The organism is Paraburkholderia sp. UCT70 (assembly GCF_050434085.1).
GTDB lineage: Bacteria > Pseudomonadota > Gammaproteobacteria > Burkholderiales > Burkholderiaceae > Paraburkholderia > Paraburkholderia tuberum.
In genome coordinates this window covers 340084-356291 of record NZ_JBNPVZ010000004.1, presented here as the reverse complement: position 1 = coordinate 356291, position 16208 = coordinate 340084, and the positions used below count along the sequence as shown (strand labels likewise).

At 65.4% G+C, this 16208-nt stretch carries 9 protein-coding genes and 1 pseudogene; 2 read left to right on the top strand and 8 right to left on the bottom strand.

Annotated features, from left to right (window positions below; genetic code table 11):
• Window positions 1-232 precede the first annotated feature (232 nt).
• Entirely contained in the window at window positions 233-394 is a 162-nt protein-coding gene (locus OKW41_RS27270; protein ID WP_013089029.1) for a DUF1328 domain-containing protein, read from the top strand.
• 249 nt (window positions 395-643) lie between these two features.
• Here OKW41_RS27270 and OKW41_RS27265 read toward each other — a convergent pair.
• The 6 genes and pseudogenes from OKW41_RS27265 to OKW41_RS27240 form a co-directional block, all read right to left on the bottom strand.
• Window positions 644-901 (bottom strand): annotated as a pseudogene (locus OKW41_RS27265) (GNAT family N-acetyltransferase); the annotation flags it as partial.
• Between the two features lie 306 nt (window positions 902-1207).
• Window positions 1208-1759, bottom strand: coding sequence for a dTDP-4-dehydrorhamnose 3,5-epimerase (gene rfbC, locus OKW41_RS27260; RefSeq protein ID WP_429448928.1), 552 nt, complete (start codon window positions 1757-1759; stop codon window positions 1208-1210).
• A gap of 116 nt (window positions 1760-1875) precedes the next feature.
• A complete protein-coding gene (locus OKW41_RS27255; protein WP_429574548.1) occupies window positions 1876-2868 on the bottom strand; it encodes a GlxA family transcriptional regulator in 993 nt (330 codons plus the stop codon).
• Between the two features lie 794 nt (window positions 2869-3662).
• Entirely contained in the window at window positions 3663-9611 is a 5949-nt protein-coding gene (gene uvrA / locus OKW41_RS27250; protein ID WP_429574547.1) for an excinuclease ABC subunit UvrA, read from the bottom strand.
• Window positions 9612-9832: 221 nt separating this feature from the next.
• A complete protein-coding gene (locus OKW41_RS27245) occupies window positions 9833-11347 on the bottom strand; it encodes an amino acid racemase (RefSeq protein WP_429574546.1) in 1515 nt (504 codons plus the stop codon).
• Between the two features lie 137 nt (window positions 11348-11484).
• Window positions 11485-12375 carry a LysR family transcriptional regulator gene (locus tag OKW41_RS27240; protein WP_429574545.1) on the bottom strand — a complete coding sequence of 297 codons (891 nt, stop codon included), beginning with the start codon at window positions 12373-12375 and terminating at the stop codon, window positions 11485-11487.
• 117 nt (window positions 12376-12492) lie between these two features.
• Between OKW41_RS27240 and OKW41_RS27235 the strand changes: the two genes are divergently transcribed.
• Window positions 12493-13236 (top strand): SDR family oxidoreductase, encoded by a 744-nt coding sequence (locus OKW41_RS27235; RefSeq protein ID WP_429574544.1) that lies wholly within the window; start codon window positions 12493-12495, stop codon window positions 13234-13236.
• Window positions 13237-13320: 84 nt separating this feature from the next.
• On the opposite strand, the gene OKW41_RS27230 is transcribed toward OKW41_RS27235, so the two are convergent.
• Window positions 13321-14346 (bottom strand): aldo/keto reductase, encoded by a 1026-nt coding sequence (locus OKW41_RS27230; RefSeq protein WP_429574543.1) that lies wholly within the window; start codon window positions 14344-14346, stop codon window positions 13321-13323.
• Window positions 14347-14414: 68 nt separating this feature from the next.
• Window positions 14415-16154, bottom strand: a complete 1740-nt coding sequence (locus OKW41_RS27225) for a tetratricopeptide repeat protein (protein WP_429574542.1) — start codon at window positions 16152-16154, stop codon at window positions 14415-14417.
• Window positions 16155-16208: the final 54 nt, after the last annotated feature.

Genomic DNA, 16208 nt, shown 5'->3' with positions numbered 1-16208 from the left:
ACGATGCCGGCGTACGAATGCCGCAGCGCGAACAACCCGCGCAGCGGACCGCTGCGCTTAGGCGGCGCTCGTCGGCTATCTGATCGTGAATCGCTGGAACGTCGGCGGCAATCAAGCGATGGCACATCTATTGCTGAATTCCGCTCGCCGGCATCTCACCCGTGAAGCCGCGTGACGTACGCAACGGGGCGCCGTTCAAACGTCATTTCAACAATCCACCGGTGGAGGCACCATGCTTCGATACGCTGTGATTTTCTTCATCATCGCCATCATCGCCGCAGTGTTCGGCTTTGGAGGCATTGCCGCAGGCGCAACCGAAATCGCCAAGGTGTTGTTCTTCATCTTCCTGGTGATCTTCCTCGTCACCCTGCTGATGGGCGTGATCCGACGCTGACGGCTGCATACAGCGTTCGGTGAATTCACGCCTCGCCCGATGCGAACCGGCCACGCTGCGTGGGTACCGCGTTGAGGATTGCGCGGCTGCTGTCGCCGTTGCAATACTTGCCGCAGCAGATTGCAATAGTTGCCGAAGCATCGGGCGCTTCAACTCCGCTTTCCTTCCGCTTCTTTTCTCCGTATGCCGGAGGCGTATGCGGCATCGCTTCAGGCCGCATACGCGATCTGCGGCGTCATGGAACGCGATCTGCTGCGTGGCCGGTTGCGGCGTATCGAGTGCGAGTTGCGCATAGCCACGCATCGCGGCCCAATGTTCGGCGAACGCGATCAGTAACGTGCCGATGCCGCGCCCCTGCCATGCGGGATCGACCGCGAACTGAGGCAGGCTCGCGACATCGCCGTGCCGGTATAGCTCGCACGATGCTTCGCCATCCGAAGCATAAAGCGTCATCGTGCCGACGATGTGTCCTTCATACACGGAGACATGGCAATCGCCACGCAGCACGCGCTCGCGGGTCGTCTCGATGGTTTGATCCACGCACGTGCAGTTGAGCCCCTGCGCGCCGAGCGGCGCAAACGCGCGATGCAGCAGCGCCGTCAATGCGACGAACGAATCGCGCGGCGCGTCGAGGCGCCTGAGTTCGACGTGGCCGGCGCCACGACACACATAGCGGACCGGAACGGATTGCGGATGGCTTGCGCGACGCTTCACGTTGAGCACCTCGTACTGACTGGATGCCCGAAGTGTAGGGTTGGCCCGTGAGCGTCTCGAGAAAAAATGTCGCAAATACTCAGGCCGATCAGCCGTCGTTCACGAGATGTTTTCGGCCTCGTACAGACGACGGCCCGCCGCATCCTTGCTGCCGAGGATGGGCTGAAAGTCGATCGGCCACTGGATGCCGATGTCGGGATCGGACCACAGCAGGCAGCGCTCGAGCTCGGGGAACCAGTACTCGGTGGTCTTCCACATGCATTCGGCGACATCGGACAGCACGACGAAGCCGTGCGCGAAACCGGGCGGCACCCAGATCTGCCGCTGGTTGGCTTCGCTCAGATACTCGCCGTTCCATTTGCCGAAGTTCGGTGAGTTCAGGCGCACGTCGACCGCGACGTCGAAGATCTCGCCGCGCACGACGCGCAGCAGCCGCCCCTGGGGACGCTGCACCTGGTAGTGCAAGCCGCGCAGCACGCCATGCACGGCGCGCAGATGGCGGTCCTGCACGAAGTTGAAACCCTGCGCGACGTCGTCCGAAAACTCGTCCGCGCTGAAACTCTCGAAGCAGAAGCCGAACTCGTCAATGAACACTTCCGGCTCGATGAGTTTCACCTCCGGCAATACCGTCGCCATGACCCTGTTGCCCATCGCCACTGTGCTCGTAAAAAAGCTGGCCAGCGAACCTACGGCCGCTCTCGCGACCGCGTCCGACAGACGAGGCGCGCCCGCAACGCGGGCGCCCTATCGCATGCTAAGGATACATGCTACGCCTCAGTGGCCGCCCGGCTGCGAGCGCGATACTCGGTTGGCGACAAAGCCATACGCTTGCGGAAAATTTTCGCGAGACGATCGCCGTTGCCGGTGCCGCTGCGACGCGCGATCTTGTCGACCGGCAATTCGGTCTCGGTCAGGAAGTTGCACGCGATACGCAGCCGCACCTGCAGCAGGTAGTCCGACGGCGTGATCTGCATCTCGTGCTTGAAACGGCGCAGGAAATTGCGCTCGCTCATTGCGGCGACCTGCGCCGCATCGGCGACCGAGACCGGACGGTCGCAGTTGGCCTCCATCCAGCGTGCGGCCGCGCGAATCTTTTCGGCGACGCTCAGCGTGCCGCCCTCGGCCGGCAGCGGCACCCACGTCGCAGCCATGCCGGGCATCACGCGATCGGCGACGCTGCGCGCAATCTCGGCGCCCAGGTCGCGCTTGATGAACATCAGCGCGCTGCGGGCGCAGTCGTGACGGTCGTTGGCCGCGCTGAACGCGCCTTCGCTGGCGCTCGCGCCCGGATAGCGGCTCATCAGGCCGTCATGCTCGGTCGGGCCGGCCGCTTCGAGCACGAGGCGCCCCTCGCCGATCGTTTCGATCGCGCGTGTGCGCGATTGCACGGCGCGCAGCCAGTTCAGCAGGCGTTCATCGCGCGCGGCCACGTGGGCGCCGTAGCCGCCAGCGATGAACAGCACGTCGAAACCGCCGCCAAAGCGCGTGTCGATGCGGTCAGTCCAGATGCGCGCCAACGACGAACTGGCGACATTGCCGCCGTCCATCGACAGGAACTGCACTTCGTAGGGCGGATCTTCGCCCGCTCGCGTGCCCGCGAACTCGTTGGCGGTCTGGAACATTTCCACGACGGTACCGGGGCCGAGCAGCCAGAAGCCGTCGAACAGCAGAATGCCGATTCGCCGCGCTGCAGTACGGACGTTCAAAGTGGGCGTGTGTAGCCACGTAATTCTTGTTGTATCAAGGTGCATGTGCGGCATGATCTTCCCCAAACGGTCATACGTTGCGGACCCCGATTTGCCCCGCCATCAGACGGAACGAGAGAATGCATTATTACGGCGGAAAAACAGACTCTCGCCGCATAAAGGATTAAGCGTGATGTTAGCGGAATGGATCGCTATAGTAAATTTGAAAAACAAATTTCATCACGGCAGCCTATGTCTGAGGAAAAGCGGTTATTGAGCGATTGATATGAGCGCGCGACACGCCGGGCAACTATGCAAGCCGCGCGAAGAGCTTGAGGAGATCTTACCGCAAAGCCTTGATGGACGGCACTCTCGCGCATTCTGACAAAGTTGCCGATAATGCGAAGCCCGTCCATTGCGCGTTCCCGAGTACGTTTCTTGCGCAGTTCAAAAATGTTTCAATTGTGAACTGCTTATCGCCCTATTATGTCCGGGCAATTCGGTGGTTTATTCGCAAAGCGTAAATTTATTGCCCGCGGCATTAGGCATTTCCGTGGCATTCGTTCCGCACCACAAATTAATATCCAAATGCTGATTTATTGGGGGTTCTAAAAATGTTTCTATTTTGAAACATCGCTGGCCTCTTTCGTATGATTTAAACGCGCGCATGCGCCGCATTGATCGAACCTCGGATGATTGGATGCAGCGCAGCAATGATGTGTGGCGGACACGCGACGACGCGCCGGCCGTTGCAACCTGCGAAGTTGCAACGGCATACCTGATGCGCGCGTCTGGGAATGCGAGCAAACAGTCGGCTGGGGAACGGCATCGCGGCGCGCAACGGCCGCGCCACCGCTCGTCACCGTGCCTCAGCCGTTCGTCCCTTCGCCGGCCAGCGTCGACGTAGCGGCCGTGCGCGCGAGCACCGGTCGGAGAGCCGCGCCCGTATGACTCGCGGCCACGTGTGACAGGCTTTCCGGATCCGTCGCCGCAACGATCGTACCGCCGCCCACGCCGCCCTCCGGACCGAGGTCGATGATCCAGTCCGCCTCGGCGATCACGTCGAGATCGTGCTCGATGACGACGACGCTATGCCCGCCATCCACGAGCCGGTGCAGCACACGAATCAGCTTCGCGACGTCCGCCATGTGCAGCCCGACCGTTGGCTCGTCCAGCACGTACAGCGTGTGCGGCGGCTTCTGGCCACGCCGCGTGATGTCGTCGCGCACCTTGCTCAGCTCGGTGACGAGCTTGATGCGCTGCGCCTCGCCGCCCGACAGCGTCGGCGACGGCTGGCCGAGCGTCAGATAGCCGAGCCCGACGTCTTTCATCAGTTGCAGCGGATGCCCGATGTTCGTAATCGACGCGAAGAACTCGACCGCTTCGTCGATTTCCATGGTCAGCACGTCGCCGATGTTCTTGCCGCGCCACGTGACCGCGAGTGTCTCCGGATTGAAGCGCTGGCCGTGGCAGACGTCGCACGGCACCTTCACGTCGGGCAGGAAGCTCATGCCGATCGTGCGCACGCCCTGGCCCTCGCATGCGGGGCAACGGCCCTCGCCTGTGTTGAACGAGAAACGCGACGCGGTATAGCCGCGCGCGCGCGCCTCCAGCGTGCCCGCGAACAGCTTGCGGATCGCATCCCACACGCCGATGTAGGTGGCGGGACACGAACGCGGCGTCTTGCCGATCGGCGTCTGATCGACTTCCAGCACGCGGTCGATGCTTTCCCAGCCGGTGACTGAATCGCAGCCCTGCCATATGTGCGTGACGTTCAGCGGCGCGCGCGGCGCCGAGCGCGCGAGCACGCTCGAACGCCGGTTCGCGGCCGGCTTCTCCTCGGCGGCCGCACGCGCGCGGCGCGTCGCCGGCGACGACAGCACCGAGCGCCCGACCGCATCGAGCAGATTGGTCATCAGCACGTCGCGCGCGAGCGTCGACTTGCCGGAGCCGCTGACGCCCGTCACCGCGACAAGCCGCGCGAGCGGAATGCCGACCGTCACGTCGCGCAGGTTATGCAGCTTGCCGCCATGCACGGTCAGCCAGTTCTCCGGCACCGCGGCCGCACGCTTGCCCGGCGCGACGACCTCGCGGCGCGGCTGCAGCGGATGCACGATCGGCTGCGCGAGGAAACGCCCGGTCAGCGAATCGGGCTGCGCGGACAGGTCCGCGACGCTGCCCTGCGCGATCAGCTTGCCGCCGCGCTTGCCCGCGCCCGGCCCGATATCGATGATGTGATCCGCGCGCCGGATCGTATCTTCGTCATGCTCGACGACGACGAGCGTATTGCCCTTGTCGCCGAGCTTGCGCAGCGCGTTCAGCAGAATCTGGTTGTCGCGCGGATGCAGACCGATGGTCGGCTCGTCAAGCACGTAACACACGCCCTGCAGATTGCTGCCGAGCTGCGCGGCGAGCCGGATGCGCTGCGCTTCGCCGCCCGACAAACTCGGCGCCGCGCGATCGAGGCTCAGATAGCCGAGCCCGACTTCTTCGAGGAACTGCAGCCGGCTGCCGATTTCGCTGACCACGTCGCGCGCGATTTCGGCGTCGCGGCCCGTCATCCGCAGCGTATCGATCCACGCGCGCGTGTCGGACACGGTCCATTGCGCGACGTCGACGATCGCCTGCGAGTCGAACGTGACCGCGCGCGCGACCGGATTCAGACGCGTGCCCGCGCAATCCGGACACGGCTCGTCGACGAGTCCTTCCGGTTCCTGCTCCTCCGAGGGCAGGCTCTGCTCGCGACCGCGATTGTCGTCGACGACGATCGTGTCGTCGTACGCGGCGCGCTGCTCGCGCGTCAGCGACAGCCCCGTGCCGACGCAGCTCGTGCACCAGCCATGCTTGCTGTTGTACGAGAACATGCGCGGATCGAGTTCGGGGTAGCTGGTGCCGCACACCGGACACGCGCGCTTCGTCGACAACACCTTCACGTCGCCGAGCTTCGCGGTGGACTGACCACCGTTGATCGCGTCGTGCAGGCCGTCGAGCGGCGCGAGCAGATGCATGATGCCTTTACCGATGTCGAGCGTACGATCGAGCGCTTCACGCAGTTCCGCTTCATGATCGGCCGAGATGACGAGGTCCGCGACCGGCAGCTCGATCGTGTGCTCGCGGAAGCGGTCGAGCTTCGGCCAAGGATCGACCGGCACGAACTCGCCGTCCACACGCAGATGCGTATTGCCGCGCGCTTTTGCCCATTTCGCGAGGTCCGTGTAGACGCCCTTGCGGTTCACGACGAGCGGCGCGAGGAAGCCGACATGCTGGCCCTTGTGATCGCGCAGCAACTGCGCCGCAATCGATTCGGCGCTTTGCGACGTGACCGGCGTGCCGTCGTGAATGCAGTGCTGCAAGCCGAGCTTCACGTACAGCAGACGCAGGAAGTGCCACACCTCCGAGGTCGTGGCGACGGTACTCTTGCGACCGCCGCGCGAGAGCCGCTGCTCGATCGCGACGGTCGGTGGAATGCCATACACCGCGTCGACTTCGGGCCGTCCGGCTGGCTGCACGATCGAGCGGGCATACGCGTTCAGCGATTCGAGGTAGCGCCGCTGACCTTCGTGGAACAGGATGTCGAACGCGAGCGTCGATTTGCCCGAGCCCGACACGCCGGTGATTACGTTGAACTTGCCGTGCGGAATGTCGACGTCGAGCGCCTTCAGGTTGTGCTCGCGCGCGTTGACGATGCGCACGACGTCCTCGCCTTCGATCGCGCGACGTGCCCGGGCCGCGCTCAGGGCCTTCTGCAGCGGGATGCCCTGGGGCTCCGCCGCGGCTGCGGTGTCCATCGTGCGGTCGTATTGCAGCAAGGCCTCGCCAGTATGCGATTCGGCACACGCTTTCACTTCGTCCGGCGTGCCCGCGCACAACACGCGGCCACCGCCGTCGCCGCCTTCGGGACCGAGGTCGATGATCCAGTCGGCCGCGCGGATCACGTCGAGATTGTGCTCGATCACGATCAGCGAATGACCGCTCGCGAGCAGCTTGCCGAACGCCTGCATCAGCTTCGCGATGTCGTCGAAATGCAGACCCGTGGTCGGTTCGTCGAACATGAACAGACGCTTCGCGATCACCTGCTTCGCGCCGCGTGCGCCGCGCGCCTGTGCCGACTCCGCGAGAAAGCCCGCGAGCTTGAGCCGCTGCGCCTCGCCGCCCGACAGCGTCGGCACGGGCTGGCCGAGCTTCACGTATTCGAGCCCGACGTCGACGATCGGCTGCAGCACGCGCAATACTTCGGCGTCCTTCGCGAAGTACGCGGCAGCCTCGCTGACGGTCAGTTCGAGCACGTCGGCAATGCTCAATGCGCGCGCCGGCTGGCCTCGCTCGATCTTCACCTCCAGCATTTCCGCGCGATAACGACGCCCGTCGCAATCGGGGCAGCGCAGGTACACGTCGGAGAGGAACTGCATTTCGATGTGCTCGAAGCCCGAGCCGCCACAGGTCGGGCAGCGGCCGTCGCCCGAATTGAAGCTGAACATGCCGGGGCCGTAGCCGCGCTGTTGCGCGAGCGGTGCCTTCGCGAACAGCTTGCGGATTTCGTCGAACGCGCCGACGTAGCTGGCCGGATTCGAGCGTGCGGTCTTGCCGATCGGTGACTGGTCGACGAACACGACGTCGGTGACCTGGTCCGCGCCGTTCAGCGCCTTGAACGCGCCCGGCGCTTCGGTGGCGAGCCCGAAGTGGCGCGCCATCGCCGGATACAGCACGTCCTGCAGCAGCGTCGATTTGCCGGAACCCGACACGCCGGTCACGCAGACGAGCCGCTGCAATGGAATTTCGACCGTGACGTCGCGCAGATTGTGCTCGCTGGCGCCTTCGAGCACGATGCGCGGCGTGCTCGCGTCGACCGCGCGACGCGACCAGTGCGCGGCATCCGCGACATGGCGCCGGCCGCCGAGGTACTCGCCGGTCAGCGTGCCGGTCGAGCGAATCGCCTCGGGCGCGCCGTCGAAAATGATCGAGCCGCCGCGCTCGCCCGGTCCCGGACCCATGTCGATGAGGCGGTCCGCCGCGAGCATCACCGACGGATCATGCTCGACCACGACCAGCGTATTGCCCGCGTCGCGCAGCCGGTGCATCGCTTCGACGATGCGGTTCAGGTCGCGCGGGTGCAGGCCGATGCTCGGCTCGTCGAGCACGAACAGCGTCTTGGTCAGCGACGTGCCGAGCGCGGTGGTCAGGTTGATACGCTGCACCTCGCCGCCCGACAGCGTGCGGCTTTGCCTGTCGAGCGTCAGATAGCCGAGACCGACGTCGCATAGATACTTGAGGCGCGTGCGCACTTCGGCGAGCAGCAGCTTCAGCGCGTCGTCGAGCAACGCGCTCGGCAGCGTGATGTCGTCGAAGAAGCGGCGGATGCGCTCGATCGGCATCAGCATGAGATCGTGCACGGTCAGGCCCGGCAACGCTTCGAGCTGCGCGCGCGACCACTTCACGCCGCGCGGCATGAAGCGCTGCGCGGGCGCGAGCACGTCGTTCGCATTGGCCTTGCTGCCGAGGCGCCACAGCAGCGATTCGGTTTTCAGACGCGCGCCGCCGCAGGTTTCGCACGGCGTGTAGCTGCGGTATTTCGACAGCAGCACGCGGATATGCATCTTGTACGCCTTCGATTCGAGATAGTCGAAGAAGCGTTTGACGCCGTACCAATGCGTCTGCCACTTGCCGTTCCAGTCCGGCGAGCCGTTGATGACCCAGTTGCGTTCGCGCTCGCTGAGCTCGCCCCACGGCGTGTCGCGGCGGATGTCGGCTTTCGCCGCGTAGCGCATCAGGTCGTCCTGGCACTCCTTCCATGCGGGCGTCTGCATCGGCTTGACCGCACCTTCGCGCAGCGTCTTGCGCGCGTCGGGGATCACGAGACCGAGGTCGACGCCGATCACGCGGCCAAAACCGCGGCAGGCATCACAAGCGCCATAGGCCGAGTTGAACGAGAACAGCGCGGGCTGCGGATCGGTATAGCGCAGATCGCTTTCGGGGCTGTGCAAGCCGGTGGAGAAACGCCAGATGCGCGGCTCGACGGCTTCGGCCTGCGGCTCGTCCGAGGTAGCCGGCAGCACGTAAATATTGACGCGCCCGCCGCCGCGCTTCAGCGATGCCTCGATCGCCTCGATCGCGCGTGCTTTATCCACCGAGCGCAGCCGGAAGCGGTCGGCGACGACGTCGAGCAACTTGCGCTTGCCGGTCGGCGAATCGACTTCGCGCTGCGCCTGCACGCGCGTATAGCCGCTCGCCGACAACCACTGCTCGACCTCCTGCGCGGACGCCGACTCCGGCAGCTCGACCGGGAACGTGACGACGAGCCGCGGCTCCTCCTGCGCGGTGCGCTCGAGCAGTTCCGCGTAGATCGTCTCCGGCGTGTCGTGCCGCACCAGATACGCGCTCTGTCGGTCGAACAGCTCGGCCGCGCGCGCGTACAGCAGCTTCAGGTGATCGTTGAGCTCGGTCATCGTGCCGACCGTGGAGCGCGAGCTGCGCACCGGGTTGGTCTGGTCGATCGCGATGGCGGGCGGCACGCCGTCGACGCGATCGACCTGCGGCCGATCCATCCGGTCGAGGAACTGGCGCGCGTACGCGCTGAAGGTTTCGACGTAGCGGCGCTGGCCTTCCGCATACAGCGTGTCGAACACGAGGCTCGACTTGCCCGAGCCCGACGGCCCCGTGACGACCGTCATTTCGCCGGTGCGCACGTCGAGGTCGACGTTTTTCAGGTTGTGCTGGCGGGCGCCGCGAATGCGGATCGTGCCCTGGATCTTGTTGCCGCTCGGGTTGCCGCCTTGGGGAGTGTCAGCGAGGGTGTCAAGGGTTGCGTCGTTGGAGGACAATTTTTCCGACCGTCTGAAGGAGTGGGTCACCTCTCACGGCCGGCTCTCGCGACCGCGCAAGTTCGGTGCAGCCGGGTCGGCGCGAGGAGCGCCCGGAAGCCTGGCTGTAGGGGGATACTATACTGTATGTTTATACAGTTTTCCATGACGGGCTCGGGCGCGCCTTGACCTCCGGATCGGCGGCGATGCGCAAACGGCTGCGCCGCGGTCACGCTGCCTGACTAGCCGAGCGCGCTTTCAACCCGCGAGCACCCGGTCGCATCCGGCGTCGCGCAACCCGCCGGGGCTACGCGTGCGACACCGTCGCCAAGCGCATACGCAACGCAGCGCCTCGCCAGCACGTCGGTCGGATCGACCAGCCGCACCACGCGCCCGCCCGGACACGCGAGCACCGGTTCGCGCAACAGCAACGGCAACTCCGTGCACGCGAGCACGATCACCTGCACGCCCTGCGCGACCAGATCGTCGACGGCCGCCGCGAGATCGTCGCAACAGTCGCCCGACGTGTGCCCCGCCTTCACGCCGCGCGGGCCGTAGATCGCGTTCATCAGACGCGCTTGCGCAGTGGCGGACGGCGCGATCTGCGCCAAGCCGCGCGCGTCGAGCGCCTGTTCGTAGACGCGGCTCGCGAGCGTGCCCGAGGTGGCCAGCACGCCCACTTCGCGCAGACCCGGAACGGTCTCGCGCAGATAATCGACGGTACAGGTCAGCATATTGACGATCGGCACGCGCAGCGCCGGCTGGAGCCGCTCGACGAACGCATGCGCGGTATTGCACGGAATCGCGATCAGATCCGCGCCGCCGTCCTCGAGCGTCTTGCAGGCCGCGTACAGCGCGAGGGTGGGATCGTCGCCGCGCTCGAGCAGCGCCGCGGTGCGGTCGGGGATCTGCGGATTCTGCTCGACCATGATCCGGATATGGTCCTGGTCGCGCGCGGCCGGCGTGTTGCGCACGAGCTTGGCCATGAAATCGACGGTCGCGGCCGGCCCGATGCCGCCGACCACGCCGAGGCGGAAGGCCCGCTCCGGCTGCGTGTACTGCGCCGCCGCGACATAGCGCGCATACACCTGGTTCGTATCGACGAGCGGCACCTCGATGCGCCCGAGCGCGCGCAGCACGAGGCCGATCTCCGCGAGCCCCGGCACGATCACGTCGACGCCCTGCGCGACCAGATCCGCGCACGCCGCGCGCAACAGCTCGACGGGCCGCCCGTGCAGGCGCCCATCGCGGATGCCCCCGACACCAAAGACGGCGCTCGTCACGCCGTCGAAACCGGTGTCGTTGCGCGGATAGCACACGTCGAACTGCCCGGCTTCGAAGTAGCGCTCGAACAGGCCGTTCGCGCGAATCGCCGCCGACGTCAGCACGCCGATTCGGCGCGCCGACGGATAGGTGCGCCGCACGTGCGCTGACAACGCGGTCATGATGTTGGCGACCGGCACGGTGACGTTGGCCGCGAGTTCGTCGATGAAGGTATGGCTCAGAAAGCATGGCAGCACGATCGCGTCGACGCCGCGTTTTTCGAACGCGCGCATCGTGTCGAACACGTGGATCTTGAACTGCGGGTCCGTCGCCTCGGGCGCGGCGGGCCCCTGCCACGCGCGCGGTTCGAAAATCAGATCGAAGGGGCGCGCGGCGCCTGGCCGGCGCGACGCCGTGCTCATCCGGCTGAGGATGTCGGCACTGGCGAACTGCGCCGCGCCCGTCGCCACACCCAGCGAACGAAAACGATTCATGATCAGATCCCCCGGTCGTTCTGTGCGTCCACCCTCGATCACGGGCGGCTTTCTGCGCTCTTGAGAATGACATTATGCGAGGCGCACATGTCCAGGCGTTAACCACGAAAACGTATTCCTTTGCGTTTTTCGCTCCCTCAGCTCACCGGCTCGAAAATCTCCCGCAGCCACTGCGCGAACACCCGCACGCGCGACGACAACTGCCGGTTCTGCGGATACAGCACCGACACCGGTATCGGTGGCGGCGGATAGTCCGCCAGAATGACCCGCAGCCGCCCCGCCGCCAACTCGCCATCCACGCGGTAACGCGGTACCTGCACGATGCCGAGCCCGGCGAGGGCCGCGCCCGTGTACAGTTCGGCGCCGCTGACCGACACCGCCGACGGCAGCACGAGCGCGGTATCCCGCCCGTCGACGCGGAATTCGAGCGGCACCGGCTTGCCGGTCGCGCTCGACACGTAGTTGACCGCGCGATGCGTCGACAGCGCGGCAGGATCGGCCGGCTCGCCATACGTGGCCAGATACGCGGGACTCGCGACCGTCACCTGCTGCAGTTGCGCGACGCGCCGCCCGACCATCGACGAATCCTGCAGCACGCCCGCGCGCAGCACGCAATCGATGCCCTCGCGCACGAGGTCGACGAGCCGGTCGTCCTCGCCGATCATCAGCTCGATGTCGGGAAAGCGCGCGAGAAACGCGGGCAGCGCCGGCACCACGAAGTGCCGCGCGAGCGTGCCCTGCACGTTCACGCGCAACAGCCCCTTCGGCGCGAGATGGGAAAACGCCCCCTCGGCCTCCTCCATATCGGCGATCAGGCGCACACAGCGCTGGTAGTGCGCTTCACCGTCGGGCGTGAGCCGCACCGTGCGGGTCGTGCGTTCGAGCAACCGCGCGCCGAGCCGCTGCTCGAGGCGCTTCATCAGGTTGGTGACGGTCGCGCGCGGAATTTGCAGATCGTCGGCGGCGCGCGTGAAGCTCTGGCGCTCGGCGATCCGCACGAATACGCGCATTTCCTCGAAACGGTCCATATTGGGGATTATTAAAGCAAATGGAATGACGATGGCGAGTCTAACCGGATTATCTCTGCGCGCAAAGCGTTCATGATTCACCTCACCGATCCACCACCTTCTATGAGGAAACCAATCATGAGCACGAACCCACAACCGAAAGTCGCCATCGTCACGGGCGCATCGCGCGGCATCGGCATGGCGATCGCACAGCGGCTCGCGAACGACGGCTACGCGGTCGCCGTCAACTACGCATCGAGCGCGGGCGAAGCCGACGCGCTCGTCGGCGCGATCCGCGAAGCTGGCGGCAAGGCGGTCGCGGTGCAAGCCGACGTGTCGAAGCCCGACGACGTGCGTCGCATGTTCGAGATCACCGAACGCGAACTCGGCAAGGTGGATGTGCTCGTCAACAACGCGGGCGTGATGAAGCCCACGCCGCTCGCCGACACGCCCGACGCACTCTACGACCAAACCTTCGACATCAACGTGCGCGGCACCTTCAACACGCTGCGCGAAGCGGCCGCGCGCCTGAACGACGGCGGGCGCATCGTCAATTTCTCGACCAGCGTGCTCGCGCTGAACCTGCCCGGCTATGGCATCTACACGGCGACCAAGGCAGCCGTCGAAGCGTTCACGCATGTGTTCGCGAAGGAACTGCGCGGGCGCAACATCACAGTGAATGCGGTCGCGCCGGGACCGATCGCGACCGCGCTGTTCCTCGAAGGCAAGACCGACGAGCAGATCGAGACGTTCGCGAAGATGCCGCCGCTGCAACGCCTCGGCGAGCCGCAAGACGTGGCGGGCGTGGTCGCGTTTCTGGTCGGCCCGGATGCGGGTTGGGTCAATGGGCAGGTATTGCGGGCCAATGGCGGTTTGGCTTGATGGGATGCGCTAATCCAGCGCGCGGCCGCGCTGGACCAGCGCATTGCGCCGGCTGCGGCGCCTGGAACGTGGTCGACCCGTCGCTCAAACCGCCTTTGGATTGCGTTCCGCGAAGCCTTCCTGATGCCAGTACGGATACGCGGGCCGCACCGTGCTGGCCGCATCAAGCTTCGCGACCTGCTCCGGCGTCAGATTCCAGCCGACCGCGCCGAGGTTCTGCCGCAGTTGCTCCTCGTTGCGCGCGCCGATCAACAGCGTCGCGACGGTCGGCCGTTGCAGCAGCCAGTTCAGCGCGATCTGCGGCACAGTCTTGCCGGTTTCGGCGGCAATTTCGTTGAGCGCGTCGAGCACGCGGAACAGATAGTCTTCCGGCACCGGCGGCCCCATGTCGGCGGTCTTGTGCAGACGGCTCGTCTCCGGCAGCGGCTGGCCGCGCTTGAGCTTGCCGGTGAGGCGGCCCCAGCCGAGCGGGCTCCACACCACGGCACCGACGCCCTGGTCGACGCCGAGCGGCATCAGCTCCCACTCGTAGTCGCGCCCGACCAGCGAGTAGTAGGTCTGATTCGCGACATAGCGCGGATAGCCGTAACGGTCGGCGATATCGAGCGACTTCATCAGATGCCAGCCGGAGAAATTCGACACGCCGATATAGCGGATCTTGCCCGCGCGCACGAGGTCGTCGAGCGTGGACAGCACTTCGGGGATCGGCGTTTTCGCGTCGAAGCCGTGCAGCTGGAACAGGTCGATGTAATCGGTTTGCAGACGCTTGAGCGCTGAATCGACCGCCTGGATCAGATGGAAGCGCGACGAACCGACGCCGTTCGGATCGTCGTCGAAACGAAACGTCGCCTTGGTCGACAGGATCGCCTTGTCGCGCTTACCCTTCAGCGCCTCGCCGAGCACCGACTCGGACGCGCCCTTCGAATAGATGTCGGCGGTGTCGAACATCGTGACGCCCGCGTCGAAACAGATGTCGATCAGACGCCGCGCTTCGGCGACGTCGGTCGCGCCCCACGCCTGGAAAAATTCACCCTTGCCGCCGAACGTACCGGTGCCGAGACTCAACACCGGCACCTTGAAACCCGATGCACCCAGATGTCTGTATTCCATTGAAGAACTCTCCGCGGCATTGCCGTCGATGAACGGAGGTTCAGTCTACGCGTCTGCGCCAAATGGCGTCACGAAGGCGGGGCGCTCAGATCCGCCAATGCATCGCGCACGGCATCGATCACGCCGCCCCAATCCCCGAGCGCCGGTTGACGGAACAGACGTGCGGACGGATACCACGGCGTGTCGCTGCGTTCGAGCAACCAGCGCCAGCAGGTGTCGAAGCGGTTCAGGATCCAGACGGGTTTGTCGAGCGCGCCGGCCAGATGCGCCGTGGACGTGTCGACCGAAATCACCAGATCGAGACTGGCGACGAGCGCGGCGGTATCGGCGAAATCGTGCAGCAGCCCGGTGTAATCGGCGACGCGTTCACCGTAGGCGCTTTCGGCTAATTGCGGTGCGGCCGCGCCCTTCTGCACGCTGAAGAAGCGAACGTTCGGCACCTCGAGGAGCGGCGCGAGTTGCTCGAACGTGAGCGACCGACGCGCGTCGATCTTGCGCAGCTCGGCGATATGCGCGCGGTTCTCGCCGGCCCAGACGAGGCCGACTTTCAGCGGCCTGATTGCGTTGGCATCCGCGTTGATGTTGCCGTCGTGTTCGATCCGCTCACGCCATTCGCTGACGGCCGCCGGCTGCGCAAAAAGATACGGCGTCGCCGCCGCAATGCTCGCTTCGTTCGTGCCGAACGCAAGCGGCAAGCTCAGCAGCGGGCAATGACAATCGAACGGCGGCAACGGCTGCCCCGCTTCGATCAACTGATCGACACCATCGAGCGTCGATAGCAATCGCAACAACGCGCCCGGCACTTCGAGCACGACCTTCGCGCCGAGCTTCGCAACGAGCGGCGCATAGCGGCAGAACTGCAACGTGTCGCCCAGGCCCTGCTCCGCATGCAGCAGAATCGTTTTGCCGTCGAGCGGAACATCGCCGAGCCACAACGGCTGCGCGAACGCGCGCCTGCCGGCCTTGATGCGGCTGCGCTCCCAACGCCATTCGTATTCGCGCCAGCCGGTATCGAAGCGGCCCATTTGCAGCAGGCACAGCGCCTGGTTCCAGTGCGTTTCGACCGACGCCGGATTCAACGCAAGCGCGCGCTGATAGCTCGACAACGCCTGTTCGCGCTGATTCAGATCGATCTGCGCGAGACCGAGGTTGTTCCATGCATCGACGAAAGCAGGCGCAAGTTCCAGCGCGCGTTGGTAGCAGTGTTGCGCTTCGTGCGGCTGGTTCAGATCGCCGAGCACGTTGCCGCGATTGCTCCACGCATCCGGATAGTTCGGCTGCAACGCGAGCGCCTGGTCGCAGCTATCGAGCGCATCGGCATAGCGGCCGAGATCGCGCAGCACGCATGCGCGATTGTTCCACGCCGGCGCAAACTCCGGCACGAGCGAAAGCGCGCGTTCGTAGCTCGCGAGCGCATCGAGCGGACGGTTCAGCGCCGCCAATGCGTTGCCGCGATTGTTCAACGCATCGGTGAATTTCGGCTGCATCGCGAGCGCCCGCTCGGCACACGCGAGCGCTTCGTCATGACGCTGCAACGCGTTCAGCGCATAGGCGAGATTCGAATGCACGGCCGGCTGTCTCGCGTTGACCACGAGCGCCTTCTTCAGCAGATCGACGCCTTCCTGCAAGCGGCCCGTTTGCAGCGCGAGTTCGCCGAGCCAGCGCAACGCATCGCCATGCTTCGGCTTCAGTTCGAGTATCTCGCGATACATCTGCTCGGCTTCGACGAGCGCGCCGTTCTGCTGGAGCGCGACGGCTTGTCGAAGCAGATGGTCCAACTGTTGCGGCAGACTGGCGTGCTTGCTCATGCGGTACCTGGAATCGGAGGCGCGACGAATCGTCGGAAGAAGCGCACGATTATC

Coding starts and splice junctions, on each gene's coding strand:
- OKW41_RS27270 (WP_013089029.1), top strand. CDS start 233: ATGCTTCGATACGCTGTGATTTTCTTCATCATCGCCATCATCGCCGCA.
- rfbC (WP_429448928.1), bottom strand. CDS start 1,759: ATGGGCAACAGGGTCATGGCGACGGTATTGCCGGAGGTGAAACTCATC.
- OKW41_RS27255 (WP_429574548.1), bottom strand. CDS start 2,868: ATGCCGCACATGCACCTTGATACAACAAGAATTACGTGGCTACACACG.
- OKW41_RS27245 (WP_429574546.1), bottom strand. CDS start 11,347: ATGAATCGTTTTCGTTCGCTGGGTGTGGCGACGGGCGCGGCGCAGTTC.
- OKW41_RS27240 (WP_429574545.1), bottom strand. CDS start 12,375: ATGGACCGTTTCGAGGAAATGCGCGTATTCGTGCGGATCGCCGAGCGC.
- OKW41_RS27235 (WP_429574544.1), top strand. CDS start 12,493: ATGAGCACGAACCCACAACCGAAAGTCGCCATCGTCACGGGCGCATCG.
- OKW41_RS27230 (WP_429574543.1), bottom strand. CDS start 14,346: ATGGAATACAGACATCTGGGTGCATCGGGTTTCAAGGTGCCGGTGTTG.
- OKW41_RS27225 (WP_429574542.1), bottom strand. CDS start 16,154: ATGAGCAAGCACGCCAGTCTGCCGCAACAGTTGGACCATCTGCTTCGA.